Here is a 13,160-nt window from a genome sequence, read left to right as displayed (position 1 = left end):
GGTCCCACCCGGGCACTCAGGGCCGCTGTCCGGCCTGGTCGACCACGGCCAGCGCGATGATGGCGTGGAAGTTCGTGCCGAGCAGCTCGTGGGTGTCCTTGTCGAACACGATCACCACCGGCCGCGCCTCGGCCTTCGAACCCGCCGGCACGGGCCAGGTGATGCCGATCCCCGGCCGGCCCGCCGCGTCACGCGCGTCCGGCACCACGGACAGGCCGGGCACCCGCGCCGCCGCGTCGTACAGCGCCGCCCTCGACAGCGGCGGCAGGAGGGACTCGTTGATCAGGCCGAGCACGTCCTTGCCGCGCGCGTTGACGCTGCCCGGCTCGCCACTGGCGTTCGCGTCGAGGTACGCGAGCATCCCGTCGACGTCCGTCGGCAAGTCCGACCGGTACGCCGGGCGCGGCTCGCACGGCTCGGTGACGCCGGGCAGCACCTCGGGGCCCTTTACCACGGCGGCCTGCCCGTCCCGGCACCCCGGCAGCGGGCTCTTCGAGCCGTCGGGGTGGTGCAGCAGACCGTCGAGGGTGCCGTCGACGGACTTCCAGATCTCCCGCTCGGGTCCGCCTTCACCGGCGCTGCGCGTGTACACGAACTGGTCCGCCCGTGGCGGTGTCGACGTGTCGTCGCGGGCCGTCCGGGCGGCGCGGGCGAGCAGCCGCACGGGGTCCGTCACCTCGGCCGCCGACGAGTCCGGCGACGAGGCCGACGACGGCGCGGTCGCCGCGTTCCCCCCGGTGACCGGTCGGCCCGCCGGCATCAGCACGATGGTCGCCGCGACCGCCGCCGCCAACCCGATCGCCGCCGTGCCGACCAGCGCGTAGCGGGAACGCCGCTTCCGCAGTCGCACCGGCCCCCGACCGGCGATCCCGGCCATGAACGCGTCGCGGGCGGGCGCCAGCGCCGCCTGGTCCGGCAACGGCGTCTCGTCGCCCAGTTCGCGCACCAGCTGGAGCTCATCCATTGTTCAGCAACTCCTCGATCTCGGTGGGGTTCTGCCCGCCCAGGGCCTGCCTGACCTTGCGGCGGGCCCGGTTCAACCGGGACCGCACCGTGCCGACGGGGATCTCCAGCGCCGCCGCGACCCCCTCGTAGGACAGCTGTTCCCACGCGATCAGGAGCAGCACGTCCCGGTCCTCGTCGGACAGCCCGCCCAGCGCACCGGCCAGCATCGAGCGCATGGCCTGCGCGGTGACCTCGGCGGCGACGCGGTCCGCGTGGTCCGCCTCGGCGGCGGCGTGGTGGTCGGACGAGCGGGCCTGGTAGCGGCGAGCCTCTTGCCTGCGGTGTTGCCCGACGAGGTTCGTGGCGATGCCGTACAGCCACGGCCGGGCGTCCGGGCGGGTCCGGTCGTAGCGCTCCCGCTTGTCGAACGCCGTCAGGAACGTCTCGGCCACGAGGTCGTCCGCGACCTGCGTGCCGAGCCTGCGCGCGAGGTACCGCTGGATGTGCGGCGCGTGCCGGTCGAAGATCGCGGCGAACGCGTCCGGCTCGTGCCGCGATCGGTCGATGATCTCGGCGTCGGTGGGTGTCATGGTGGCCTTTCCGGCTGTTCCCCGGTGAAGGGCGGTCACCTGCTATCCGCCGGCGGGCCCGATCGGGTTCACGGTGTGAGCGGAAGTTGACCGGTGTGTGAGGACCCCTGGAGTAGCAAGGACGTCCAGAGCAAATCAGGGGGAGCTAGTGGACAAGGTGAACGGAGTGCAGCCCCGGCGGCCTGCCGTCGGGGTCGATGGCCGGATCCTCACCACCCCGGTGGGGTTGGCGTTCCCGCGGAACGTCACGTTCGAGTCGTGGGAGCAGGCGGGGCAGCGCATCTCGCGCATCGCCAGCTCGTCCGCGTGGTACCTCGGCGACTGGCTCGTCTTCGGCCAGGACAAGTACACCGACCGGTACCGTCGGGCGGTCGAAGCTGTGGGGCTCGACTACCAGACGTTGCGCAACTACGCGTGGATCGCGCGCAAGTTCGAGCCGTCCCGGCGCCGGCCGGGGCTGCCGTTCCAGCACCACGCGGAGGTCGCGGCGCTGCCGCCGGCCGAGCAGGACGAGTGGCTGGACCGGGCCGAGCGGGAGAGCTGGTCGCGGACCGCGCTGCGGCGGGCGTTGCGGGAGAACCGCGACCCGGGCTCGAAGGCGTACCGGGTGGTGATGCCGCGGGTGAGCGCGGGCACCGAGGCGGTGGACCGGTGGCGGCGGGCCGCGATGGCCGCCAACGCCGACTTCGAGTCGTGGATCGTGGCGGCCCTCGACCGAGCCGCCGACCACGACCTGGAGCTGGTGAGCGTGCCACCGCTGGAGCTGTCGGGCGACGACGAGCGGGAACGCGGCCGGGACCGGATCGGCCTGCCCGCGGTGCGTCCGGCGTCGTGACCTAGGCGAGCGCCGACGTGCGGACGGGAACGAGGCGGTCACCGGCGCCCGCCTCACCCACCGCTACAGCTCGCGGCGGACGTGCGTGCCGTCGCGGACGGTGCCCACGTACTCCTCGACCAGGTCCTCCAACGCCACCACGCCGTGCACGACGCCGTCCGCCGACACGGCCTGCGCCAGGTGGCTCTGCGAGCGCCGCAGCGACGCCACCGCGTCGTCCAGGCTCGCTTCCACCGGCACCTGCGGCAGCCCGCGCACCCTGGTCGGCGGCACCCGCGTCGACGGGTCGGCGTCCGACAGGTCCAGCACGTCCTTGACGTGCAGGTAGCCGATCAGCCGGTCGTCCTCGCGGACGGGGAAGCGGGAGAAGCCGGTGGCCGACACGGCGGCCTCCACCTCGCCCATGGTGGGCCGCCCGGACACCGACGTGACGCGGTCCAGCGGCACAAGGACGTCGGCCACGGTGCGTTCGGCGGAGGACAGCGTCTTCGCCAGCCGCCGGTGCTCCGAGTCCTCCAGCAGCCCTTCCTGGCGGGACTGCGCGATCAGCAGGGCCAGCTCGTCGCGCGTGTACGCGGACTCCAGCTCCTCCTTCGGCGTCACGCCGATGAGCCGCAGCACCGCGGTCGCCACCACGGTGAACCCGCGCAGCAGCGGCGCGACCAGGCGGCAGAACCACAGGTGCGCGGGCACCAGCAGCAGCGCGGTGCGCTCCGGCCCGGCGATCGCCAGGTTCTTCGGCACCATCTCGCCCAGCACCGTGTGCAGCGCCACCACGATGATCAGCGCCAACGCGAACGCCACACCGTGCCGCACCGCGTCCGGGATGCCGACGCCGTGGAACGGGGCCTCCAGCATCGCCGCCACCGCCGGCTCGCCCAGCGCGCCCAGGCCGAGCGAGCACAGGGTGATGCCGAGCTGCGCGCCCGCGATCAGCAGCGGCAGCTCGCGGCCCGCCTTGATCACCGCGCGGGCCCGGCTGCTGCCCTGCTCGGCCAGCGCCTCCAGCCGGTCGCGGCGGGCGGTGATGATGGCGAACTCGGCGCCGACGAAGAAGGCGTTGCCCGCCAACAGCAGCAGGATCACCAGGATGCTCACAGCGACGACCCCGATCGGTCGGGCACCGGCGGCTCGGCGGCCCGTGCGACCCGCAGTTCGGCCACCCGGTGCCGGTCCATCTGCACCACCGTGATCCGCCAGTCGTCCACGCGGATCTCGTCACCCGCGTCCGGGATCCGGCCCAACCGCGCCATCACCAGGCCCGCCACGGTCTCGTAGTCCCCCTCGGGCATCCGGAACCCGGTCGCCTCGGCGATCTCGTCGTCCCGCAGCAGCCCGGACACCAGCCACGCGTCGCCGCCGAGCCGCCGCACCGGCGCCGTCTCCCGCCGGTCGTGCTCGTCGCGCACGTCACCGACGATCTCCTCGACCAGGTCCTCCAACGTGACCAGGCCCGCCGTGCCGCCGTACTCGTCCACCACCAGCGCGGTCTGGAGGCCGGAGGCGCGCAGCCGGTCCAGCAGCGCGTCGCCCTCCAGCGTCGCCGGCACCGTCTGCACCGGCCTGGTCAGCGCCGACACCGGCGTGGTCGCCCGCTGCGAGCGCGGCACCCCGAACACCTGCTTGACGTGCACGATGCCCCGCACCTGGTCCAGGTCGCCGTGGTAGACGGGGAACCGGGAGAAACCCGTCTCCCGCGCCTTCGCCACCAAGTCCAGCACGGTCGCGTCGGCGCGCAGCGACTCCACCCGCACGCGCGGCGTCATCAGCTCCTCCGCGGTGCGGTCGCCGAAGCGCAGCGACCGGTCCAGCAGGGTCGCGGTGCCGGGGTCGATGGTGCCGTGCTCGGCGCTGGAGCGGATCAGCGCGCCCAGCTCCTGCGGCGACCGGGCCGACGCCAGCTCCTCCGCGGGCTCGACGCCGAGCCTCCGCACCAGCCAGTTCGCGGTGCCGTTCAACCCGGTGATCAGCCACCGGAACACGGCGGAGAACCCGGCCTGCACGCCCGCGACGGCACGCGCCGTCTCCAACGGCTTCGCGATGGCCAGGTTCTTCGGCACCAGCTCGCCGAACACCATCGACAGGGCCGTGGCCAGCGCCAGCGCGAAGGTCAGCGCGATCGGCCCGGACGCCGACGCGGGCACGCCGAGGGCGGTCAGCACGGGGGAGACCAGCCGGGCGATGGTGGGTTCGGCGATGTAGCCGGTGATCAGCGTGGTGATGGTGATCGCCAGCTGCGAACCGGAGAGCTGGAACGACAGGGAGCGGTGCGCCTTCTCCACCGTCCGCGCCTTGGCGTCGCCGACCTGGGCGACGTGCGACTCGACGGTGCTGCGCTCCAGGGCGGTCAGGGAGAACTCGGCGGCGACCGCGATGAACGTGCCGATGGTGAGGAGCACCACGGCGACGATGCCGAGCACGCTGGCCAGGATCATCATCGGACCCACCGGTGGTGGGCCGGGCGGGGCCGGCAGCCGGGTATCGGACCCGGCTCGGTACTGCAGCCCGGGGACTGCGCGTCGCGCACGGTGCGGGATCACTCCTCGTGAGGGGTGGTCGAACTCGGTCCAGTTTAGAGCGTAACCACCGGTCAGCGCAGTCCGATACCGCTGGGCGGCGCCGTGCTGGCGCGCAGCACGACCTCGCCCGCCACCCGGACCGTGCGGGGCGCCGCCACCACGTCGTCCAGCACCAGCCGGGCCGCCCGCTCGCCCATCTCCTCCAGCGGCAGCCGCACCGTGCTCAGCGCCGGCACCAGGTCGCGCAGGGTGGGGATGTCGTCGAACCCGGCCACCGAGACGTCCTCCGGCACCCGCAGCCCGTGCTCCCGCAGAGCCGCCATCGCGCCCATCGCCATCACGTCGTTCGCGGCGAACACGCAGGTCGCGCCGGTGCGCGCGGCGATGAGGCCGGCCATCGCCGCGTGACCGCCGTCGCGGGTGAAGTCACTGGTGAAGACGTTCTCGTCCGGCAGGTCGAGGCCTTCGTCCGCCAGTCCGGCCTTGAACCCGGCCAGCCGGTCGCGTGCCACCACCAGGTCCGGCGGACCGGCCAGCACGGCGAACCCGCGGTGGCCGAGCGCGGCGAGCCGCCGGGCCAGCGCCCGCGCGCCGGACCGGTTCGCGGGCACCACCGTGTCCGTGCCGAGCTTCGCCTGGGAGACGCACGCGACCCGGCCGCCCTGCGCGGTGAACGCGGTGATCTCCTCGGCGAGCCGGCGGGACGCGTTCCGGTCGGTGGTGCGGCTGCCCGCGATCACCACGGCCCTGGCCCGGTGCGCGCGCAGCGTGTTCACCAGCTCCACCTCGCGGCCCGGGTCGCGGCCGGTGGTGCCGAGCACCACGACGAGGCCCGCTTCCTCCGCGATCCTCGTCACACCGGCGGCGATGCTGGAGAAGTAGGGGTCGGCGATGTCGTGCACCACGAGACCCACCAGCACGCTGGAGTTGCGGGCCAGTGCCTGCGCCGAGGCGTTGGGCAGGTAGCCGAGACCGCGCGCGGTGCCGAGCACCCGTTCGCGCAGCTCTTCGCTGACCTGCCGGGTGCTGCCGTTGAGCACGCGCGAAGCGGTCGCGAGCGACACGCCCGCGTGCTTCGCCACTTCCGCCAGCGTGACCTGCCGCGACGCCAACGCCGCCTCCTTCGGGTTCCTGGTCCGGCGAGACTAGCCGCCCAGGAGGTTGACGTCCGTGAGGAGCCGACCGTAGCGTGTTGGAAAGCGCTTTCCAGTTGGCTGGGGCGGCCACGGACTTTCTCGAGTGGGGTGTACGCATGGCGGTGCGCACGATCGGCGTCGCGTTGAACGGGGTCACGGGGCGGATGGGGTACCGGCAGCACCTCGTCCGCTCGATCCTCGCCATCCGCGAGCGCGGCGGGATCAGGGTCGGCGACGACGTGCTGGTCCCCGAGCCGCTGCTGGTGGGCCGGAACGCCGCCAAGCTGAAGGAGATCGCCGAGCGGCACGACCTGCCGCGCTGGACCACCGACCTGGACGCCGCGCTGGGCGACCCGGACGTCTCGGTCTACTTCGACGCGCAGGTCACCTCGGCGCACGTGTCGGCGTTGACGGCGGCGATCGACGCGGGCAAGCACGTCTACAGCGAGAAGCCGGTAGCGGCCACGCCCGAAGAGGTGCGGGACCTGGCCCGGCACGCGGACGCGGCGGGCGTGAAGCACGGCGTGGTGGCGGACAAGCTGTACCTGCCGGGCATCCGCAAGCTGCGGCGCCTGCTGGACAGCGGGTTCTTCGGCCGGGTGCTGTCGGTGCGCGGCGAGTTCGGCTACTGGGTGTTCGAGGGCGACTGGCAGACCGCGCAGCGCCCGTCGTGGAACTACCGGGCCGAGGACGGCGGCGGGATCGTCGTCGACATGTTCTGCCACTGGAGCTACCTGCTGGAAGGGCTCCTCGGACCGGTGGAAGCGGTGACCGCGCGGGCCGTCACGCACATCCCGGAGCGCTGGGACGAGAACGGCGACCCGTACGCGGCGACGGCCGACGACGCGGCGTACGCGATCTTCGAGATGGCGGGCGGCGTGGTGGCGCAGGTGAACTCGTCGTGGACGACGCGGGTGCGCCGGGACGAGCTGGTCGAGTTCCAAGTGGACGGCACGCACGGCAGCGCGGTGGCCGGTTTGCGCAACTGCGCGGTGCAGCACCGGACGATGACGCCCAAGCCGGTGTGGGACCCGGACGTGCCGTCGTCCATCGACTTCCGCTCGCAGTGGCGGGAAGTGCCGGACAACGAGGTGTTCGACAACGGGTTCATGGTGCAGTGGGAGGAGTTCCTGAAGCACGTCGCCGTCGGTGCTCCGTTCGCGCACGACTTCCACTCCGGGGTGCGGGGCGTGCGGCTGGCGACGCTGGGCCTCGAGTCCTCCCGCACGGGCCGGCGGATCGAGGTGCCCGCGTGACCTCCGTCCTGCTGCCCGGCCGCGACGGCGCGTTCCGGGAGCACCGGCTGTCGGCGCCGCGCACGTGGGAGACCGGTCCGTTCTCGTCACGGGTGGCGTTCGCGGCGGCGCACGTGGTCGCGGACCCGTTCGGCGGCAACGGCGCCGGCGCGCCCGCCGCGCTCGACTGGGACGCGACCCTCGCCTACCGGGTGCGGTTGTGGGAGCACGGTTTCGGCGTCGCCGAGGCCATGGACACCGCGCAGCGCGGCATGGGCCTCGACTGGGACACCGCGTTGGAGCTGATCCGGCGCAGCGCCGCGATCGGCGGCGGACGGCTGTCCGCGGGCGTCGGCACGGACCACGGCACGGCGGACCCGCTGACCGCGTACCGGGAGCAGCTGGCGGCCGTCGTGGAGGCGGGCGCGCAGCCGATCCTGATGTGCAGCCGCAAGCTGGCCGCCGCGGCCCGCGGACCCGAGGACTACCAGAAGGTGTACGGGGCGCTGCTGGAGGAAGTCGACCAGCCGGTGATCCTGCACTGGCTCGGCCCGGCGTTCGACCCGGCGCTGGAGGGCTACTGGGGTTCGGCGGACGTCCCCACGGCCACCGGGCACTTCCTCGACCTGATCAAGGCGTACCCGGACAAGGTGGACGGGGTGAAGGTGTCGCTGCTGGACGCCGCGCACGAGGTGGGGCTGCGACGCGCGCTGCCCGCCGGCGTGCGCTGCTACACCGGTGACGACTTCAACTACCCGGAGCTGATCGCCGGGGACTCCGCCGGGCACAGCGACGCGCTGCTGGGCATCTTCGACGCCATCGCGCCGGCCGCGTCCACCGCGTTGCGGGCGTTGGACGCGGGTGACCTGGCGCGGTACGACGAGGTGCTGGCGCCCACGGTGGAGCTGTCGCGGCACCTCTTCGGCGCGCCGACCTACTACTACAAGACCGGTGTCGTGTTCCTGGCCTGGCTGGGCGGGTTCCAGGACGCGTTCGGCATGGTCGGCGGGTTGCAGTCGGCGCGGGACGTGGTGCACCTCGGTGAGGCGCTGCGGCTCGCGGACCTGGCCGGGCTGCTGCCCGACCCGGACCTCGCCGCGGCCCGGTGGGGACGACTGCTGGACGTGCTGACGTGAAGGCGTGCCGATGATGGAGTTGTCGTTGAACCAGGCCACGGTGAAGCGGGCGTCCGTGCCCGAGGTGGTCGACGTGTGCGTGCGGAACGGCATCCCGGCGGTCGGGCTGTGGCGCGACCCGGTGGCGGAGTACGGGCTGGAGCGGACGGCCGCGCTGGTGGCGTCGGCCGGGCTGGAGGTGTCGTCGCTGTGCCGCGGCGGCTTCTTCACCGGGCTCGACCAGCGGCTCGACGACAACCGGCGGGCGATCGACGAGACCGCCGCGCTGGGCGGCTCGTCGTGCCTCGTGCTGGTGCCCGGCGGGGTGCCGGACCGCGACCTCGTGGCGGCGCGGGCGCGGGTCGCGTCGGCGTTGGAAGTGCTGGCGCCGTACGCGGAGGCGGCCGGGGTGCGGCTCGCGCTGGAGCCGATGCACCCGATGTTCTGCGCCGACCGGGGCGTGGTGTCGACGCTGGCGCAGGCGTTGGACCTGGCCGAGCCGTACCCGTCGTCCGTGGTCGGTGTCGTGGTCGACGCCCTGCACGTGTGGTGGGACCCGGCGCTGGCGGCCGAGGTGAAGCGGGCCGGTCCGCGGATCCACTCCTACCAGGTGTGCGACTGGGTGACGCCGCTGCCCGCCGACGTGCTGCTCGGTCGCGGTCTGCCCGGTGACGGGCACATCGACCTCGTCGGGCTGACCTCGCTCGTCGCCGACGCCGGGTACACCGGGTACGTCGAGGTCGAGGTGTTCAACGAGGACGTGTGGGCGCGCCCGTACGACTCCGTCGCGGCGGACCTCGTGCGGCGGCACGAGTCGGGGTGGGAGCCGGTCGTGGACGGCGGCCACGACCGGCTCCCGGTCACCCCCTAGCGGGGCGGTCTCGTCAGCGGGGCAGTTCCCGGCCGGCGGCGAGCAGGCGGAGCGTGCTCACGGACGGCACCAGCGCGTACAGCGCGCCGGTGGTCCGGACGAACCGGGCGAAGGTCAGGCGGGCGCCGTCCACGGTCGCACCGCCGTGACCGCCGATGACCGGATCGGTGCCCGTCGGCGCGCCCCGCCCGCCCGCGGCGAAGTCGGGGTTGCCCGCCCACGCCCGCTGGACGAACTCGAACTGGTCCTCCAGCGACGTGCAGTGGGCCACGAACACCAGGCCGCGCTCGCCGTCGCGGGTGTCCTCGCCGTTCTCGCCTTGGCCGAACGGGGTGCCCCGGCGCAGGATCCGGTGCTGCCGCGGCGTCCGGTACGTGAACGACCGCGGGTTCGTCTTGCGGATGTGCGCCGCGCACGGGGTCGTGTCGCCGTCCGGGTCGTCGGCGTAGTCGAAGTCGTTGTCGTGCTTCGCGGCGGCGAGCGGACGGCCGTCCTTGTGCCGCCCGATGAGCCTCGCGCCCATCGTGACGGGGGTGGTGCCCGTCCGCTCCGCGTGCGCTTCGACGGCCCGGTTCCAGCCGTCGACGTCCTGGGTGAGGCGGCGGATCACCTGGATCGAGCCGTCCGTCAGCCACGCGGCGGCGCTCGGCCGGGCGGACTCGGTCGGGTAGCCGAAGACGAACTCGCCCGGGTTGACCAGCACCTGGCCCGGGTGTCCCCGCCGGTGGCCGGGCTGGTCCGGGTCCTCGTCGTGGAAGTAGCGGACGCCGGGCTGCGAGATGCCGTCCTTGTAGCCGAAGTGCTCGTGGCCGCGCTGGTCCCGGCGGGTGCCGGCACGTTCCTCGTGGACGACCGTGACGCCGAGGAGGGTGTCGAGGAGGTCCAGGATCCGGGTGGTGCTGTCCAGGCGGTCCTCGGCGTCGGACGCGACCGTGACCACGGCGTGGACGTGCTGGTCGGTGCGGCCGAACAGCCAGTGGGCCGGTGCGGAGTCGCCCGTGTCGCCGTTCGCGTCGGCCGCTTGTTCGGCGGTGCGCGGGAAGTGGTCCCGCAGGTCCTGCCTCGTCGCGTCGGGGTTGATGCTCAGGGCGACGATGCCCTCGGGGGTGAGGGACACGTTCGTCCACGTGGCCTTCAGGCCGGCCGGGTCTTCGCCGAGCACGGCGCGGCCGAGGGAGAAGGCCTCGTTGAAGTCCTCGATGTCGGCGGTGACGTCGACGTGGCCGAGCATCGCCGCCAACCAGGTGCGGGCCGGCTTGGCATCCGTGAACCGCACGAACCGGAACCGCTGGTGGTCCTTGTTGAACGCGGCCAGCACGTTGCCCTGGATCTCCCGCGACCCGCGCAGGAGCGGGCGCGCACTCCGCCGTTCGGCGTGCAGGTGCAGCAGGTCGGTCATGAGCCACCCCCTTGTGGGTTCGAGAGGCCCCACCAGCCCCCGGGATACGTCACCGCGCGTCGGAACCGGTTGAGAAGAGCCGCCCGCAACGTCGCCCACACCGCAATTCCCGGACCAGATGGGATGCGAGGACCCACGGGATCACCGGGTCGTCGAATCGGGCCGTGATCGGGGTGAGCGCCTTCACCGAGCCGAGAGGGGACCGGCCGTGCAGGACCCCGTGGACGGCCGCCACGGGTGCGTGACGGACCCGGACCAGGACGTGGCCGTTTCTCAGGGCCGGGCAGGACCGGATCGACAGTGCGGCGCAGTCCGCGCACACGGGCGGTTCGGTGCAGGCCATGCGGTCGGGCCAGTCCGGCCAGTCCTCCCGGTGGTCCTGGAGAAGCCACAACGTGCCCTCTTGGTCCGTGTCGGCCGGGCCGCCGCAGACCTGGCAGAGAAGGTTCTCCATGGCCTCGCGCTGGCGGGTGGCGTGGACGATGCCGAACCGCGGTTTCCCTCGGCCCGGCGCGTCCGGGGTGCGTTTGAGCAGGATGCCCCGCTGGTCGCGGTCGTCCGGGGTTTCGTCGCGGTAAGCGATGCCCCGGTTCCCCGGACGGATGATCAGGTCGAAGTCGGCGGGTTCCTCCGGCGACCACGCGGTGACGTACGGGACGTGCAGAGGGTTCGAGCCCTTCAACACCACGGATGGTTTCCGGGCGCATCCGGGTTCTTCGAGGTTCCCGCCCGCCTCGTGCACGAGTTCTGCGTTCGCCGCCATTCCTCTCCTTCCTGCTGTGCGCGGCGTCGGGCCGCACTTGATCACCACGCAACCCCGTGGGACGGATGTGGAAAACCGTGCCCACGGAACTCCCACGCCTGGTCGTGTCACCCGTTCGTGCGGCCGGCTACGCTGGGACGCAGCGCGGACACCTCAGCGGGACACGGGGGCCCAATGGCACGCCAACCGGACGCGATTGCGGAATCCCGCCGCGGACTCGGCGACCTCCTCGGGCGGTTCCTGGCCGCTGCCAGAAGGACGAAAGGTGAACTCGGTCGGGCAACCAACTACGACCGGACTTCGATCTCCCACATCTGCGCAGGGCGGCAGTTCCCCGATCGCGGGTTCTGGGAAGCGGCGGATCGCTTCCTGGCAGCGGAGGGCAGGTTGGCGGACCGGTACGCCGAAGTGGCCGAAGCGGAGGCACTGCTCAAGTGCGCCGAAGGTGAGCGCAAGCTCGCGGAGTCTTTGAACGCCTCCGGGCGGCATGTCGAAGCCGACCATGACGACGAGTCGGCCGCGATCGAGTTGACACGACGTGTCTCGGCAAGCGACGTGGGCGGTGAAACGCTCGCGCAACTCGAATCGTCGTTCGACGACCTGGCAACGGCTTATCCTGTCACGCCTCCCGCTCTGCTCCTGCCGAGGCTGCGTCGTCAACTGGCATACGTGACGCGCTTGACGGATGCGCGGAAAACGCTGGCCGAGCATCGGCGGCTGCTGGTCGTCGGTGGATGGCTGTCATTGCTGTCGGCGACAGTGCACATCGACCTGGATCAGCAGTCGGCCGCCGTGGCGCGGCTGAAAACCGCGATCAGCCTCGCCAAGAGCGCCGAGCACGACGAGATCAGGGCTTGGTGCTTCGAGACCGAAGCTTGGCGCGTCCTCACCCGTGGCGATTACCAACGGGCTGTCGAGTTGTCGAAGACGGCGCAAGGCCTTGCCCCCGCTGGAAGCTCTGCCGCCATCCAAGCCGCCTCGCAGGAGGGGCGAGCCTGGGCGAGGCTGGGGCAACCGAAAGAGACCTACGCCGCCATCAACCGGGTCCATGGTCTTGTGTCACCGCTCGCAAGGCCGGAACACCCGGAGCATCACTACCACTATGACCCAGACAAGTCTGTTGCCTACACGGCCACGACGTTGGCGTGGGTCGGCGACAAGGCGGCCGAGGGGTACGCGCGTGAGTTGATCAGCCGTTTGAACCCGGGTGGAGAAGTGGAAGAGTGGCCACGCCGAGTGGCGTCGGCCACTCTCGACCTGGCCTTGGCGCTGGTGGTCGGTGATCGGCTCGACGAGGCCTGTCACGCCACGCAGCAGGCGATGGCTTCCGGGCGAATAGTGCCGTCGAACCATTGGCGTGTCGCCGAAGTGGTGTCGGCGGTGGAGGCACGCCGACTCCAAGCGGCCAAAGACCTGCGCGACGCATACGAGACCATGTGCCGCCCTGCCGGAGGGATCGCCTGGGTGCCACGGACCCGATGACCTCGGCCGAACCCCGGAATAGCCGCCGAACCCCGGATTAGCCGCCGGACCCGCGGAGTAGCCGCCGGACTCGACCGGTCAGTCGGGGCCGACCAGCAGTCAACCCGCGTTCTCCGCGTGATCACCGACCGGCCGCTACCCGCCGCATCAGGCTGCCACCGGCCGCCGAAGACCGAGAGGACCGGGACGGTGCAGGGAAGCCCGGAACTCCCGGCTTTGTCGGACCCCGCCGGTAAAATCAAAGCAGGGGTCCCCCGGCGGGGACCCCTG

The 13,160-nt window shown here is 72.4% G+C and carries 12 protein-coding genes; 5 read left to right on the top strand and 7 right to left on the bottom strand.

What is annotated here, in order from left to right:
* Positions 1-16 precede the first annotated feature (16 nt).
* Positions 17-964 (bottom strand): CU044_5270 family protein, encoded by a 948-nt coding sequence (locus OQ02_RS27930; protein WP_033441580.1) that lies wholly within the window; start codon positions 962-964, stop codon positions 17-19.
* Positions 957-1,535, bottom strand: a complete 579-nt coding sequence (locus OQ02_RS27925; protein ID WP_033441579.1) for an RNA polymerase sigma factor — start codon at positions 1,533-1,535, stop codon at positions 957-959. Before OQ02_RS27925 ends, OQ02_RS27930 begins: the two co-directional genes overlap by 8 nt.
* A gap of 157 nt (positions 1,536-1,692) precedes the next feature.
* Between OQ02_RS27925 and OQ02_RS27920 the strand changes: the two genes are divergently transcribed.
* Positions 1,693-2,370: an LmbU family transcriptional regulator gene (locus OQ02_RS27920; protein ID WP_269321646.1), complete on the top strand. Its 678-nt coding sequence runs from the start codon at positions 1,693-1,695 to the stop codon at positions 2,368-2,370.
* A 63-nt stretch (positions 2,371-2,433) separates the two neighbouring features.
* Here OQ02_RS27920 and OQ02_RS27915 read toward each other — a convergent pair whose 3' ends face one another.
* The 3 genes from OQ02_RS27915 to OQ02_RS27905 form a co-directional block, all read right to left on the bottom strand.
* Positions 2,434-3,468, bottom strand: coding sequence for a hemolysin family protein (locus OQ02_RS27915; protein WP_081915994.1), 1,035 nt, complete (start codon positions 3,466-3,468; stop codon positions 2,434-2,436).
* Entirely contained in the window at positions 3,465-4,808 is a 1,344-nt protein-coding gene (locus OQ02_RS27910; RefSeq protein ID WP_051772882.1) for a hemolysin family protein, read from the bottom strand. Before OQ02_RS27910 ends, OQ02_RS27915 begins: the two co-directional genes overlap by 4 nt.
* A 152-nt stretch (positions 4,809-4,960) precedes the next feature.
* Positions 4,961-6,001, bottom strand: a complete 1,041-nt coding sequence (locus tag OQ02_RS27905) for a LacI family DNA-binding transcriptional regulator (protein WP_033441577.1) — start codon at positions 5,999-6,001, stop codon at positions 4,961-4,963.
* Positions 6,002-6,141: 140 nt separating this feature from the next.
* Here OQ02_RS27905 and OQ02_RS27900 point away from each other — a divergent pair, with 140 nt between their 5' ends.
* Genes OQ02_RS27900 through OQ02_RS27890 form a run of 3 tightly spaced genes read left to right on the top strand, consistent with a single transcriptional unit; the run spans position 6,142 to position 9,246 of the window.
* Positions 6,142-7,281, top strand: coding sequence for a Gfo/Idh/MocA family protein (locus OQ02_RS27900; RefSeq protein ID WP_033441576.1), 1,140 nt, complete (start codon positions 6,142-6,144; stop codon positions 7,279-7,281).
* A complete protein-coding gene (locus OQ02_RS27895; protein ID WP_033441575.1) occupies positions 7,278-8,396 on the top strand; it encodes a dihydrodipicolinate synthase family protein in 1,119 nt (372 codons plus the stop codon). Before OQ02_RS27900 ends, OQ02_RS27895 begins: the two co-directional genes overlap by 4 nt.
* Positions 8,397-8,406: 10 nt before the next feature.
* Positions 8,407-9,246 (top strand): sugar phosphate isomerase/epimerase family protein, encoded by an 840-nt coding sequence (locus OQ02_RS27890; RefSeq protein WP_033441684.1) that lies wholly within the window; start codon positions 8,407-8,409, stop codon positions 9,244-9,246.
* A gap of 13 nt (positions 9,247-9,259) precedes the next feature.
* Here OQ02_RS27890 and OQ02_RS27885 read toward each other — a convergent pair whose 3' ends face one another.
* Positions 9,260-10,645, bottom strand: a complete 1,386-nt coding sequence (locus tag OQ02_RS27885) for a Dyp-type peroxidase (protein WP_033441574.1) — start codon at positions 10,643-10,645, stop codon at positions 9,260-9,262.
* Positions 10,646-10,694: 49 nt separating this feature from the next.
* The gene (locus OQ02_RS27880; protein WP_051772881.1) at positions 10,695-11,408 is read right to left on the bottom strand and encodes a hypothetical protein; all 714 of its coding nucleotides are present in this window, start codon (positions 11,406-11,408) and stop codon (positions 10,695-10,697) included.
* Between the two features lie 174 nt (positions 11,409-11,582).
* Between OQ02_RS27880 and OQ02_RS27875 the strand changes: the two genes are divergently transcribed.
* Positions 11,583-12,890, top strand: coding sequence for a helix-turn-helix domain-containing protein (locus OQ02_RS27875; RefSeq protein ID WP_051772880.1), 1,308 nt, complete (start codon positions 11,583-11,585; stop codon positions 12,888-12,890).
* Positions 12,891-13,160 lie beyond the last annotated feature (270 nt).

The organism is Saccharothrix sp. NRRL B-16314, assembly GCF_000716595.1.
In the GTDB taxonomy this organism is placed as follows: Bacteria; Actinomycetota; Actinomycetes; order Mycobacteriales; family Pseudonocardiaceae; genus Actinosynnema.
This window is presented reverse-complemented; position numbering and strand designations above follow the sequence as displayed.

What these genes read in the sequence shown, in the direction of transcription:
- OQ02_RS27930 (WP_033441580.1), bottom strand. Translation starts at nt 964, where the DNA reads ATGGATGAGCTCCAGCTGGTGCGCGAACTGGGCGACGAGACGCCGTTG.
- OQ02_RS27880 (WP_051772881.1), bottom strand. Translation starts at nt 11,408, where the DNA reads ATGGCGGCGAACGCAGAACTCGTGCACGAGGCGGGCGGGAACCTCGAA.
- OQ02_RS27925 (WP_033441579.1), bottom strand. Translation starts at nt 1,535, where the DNA reads ATGACACCCACCGACGCCGAGATCATCGACCGATCGCGGCACGAGCCG.
- OQ02_RS27890 (WP_033441684.1), top strand. Translation starts at nt 8,407, where the DNA reads ATGATGGAGTTGTCGTTGAACCAGGCCACGGTGAAGCGGGCGTCCGTG.
- OQ02_RS27885 (WP_033441574.1), bottom strand. Translation starts at nt 10,645, where the DNA reads ATGACCGACCTGCTGCACCTGCACGCCGAACGGCGGAGTGCGCGCCCG.
- OQ02_RS27875 (WP_051772880.1), top strand. Translation starts at nt 11,583, where the DNA reads ATGGCACGCCAACCGGACGCGATTGCGGAATCCCGCCGCGGACTCGGC.
- OQ02_RS27910 (WP_051772882.1), bottom strand. Translation starts at nt 4,808, where the DNA reads ATGATGATCCTGGCCAGCGTGCTCGGCATCGTCGCCGTGGTGCTCCTC.
- OQ02_RS27900 (WP_033441576.1), top strand. Translation starts at nt 6,142, where the DNA reads ATGGCGGTGCGCACGATCGGCGTCGCGTTGAACGGGGTCACGGGGCGG.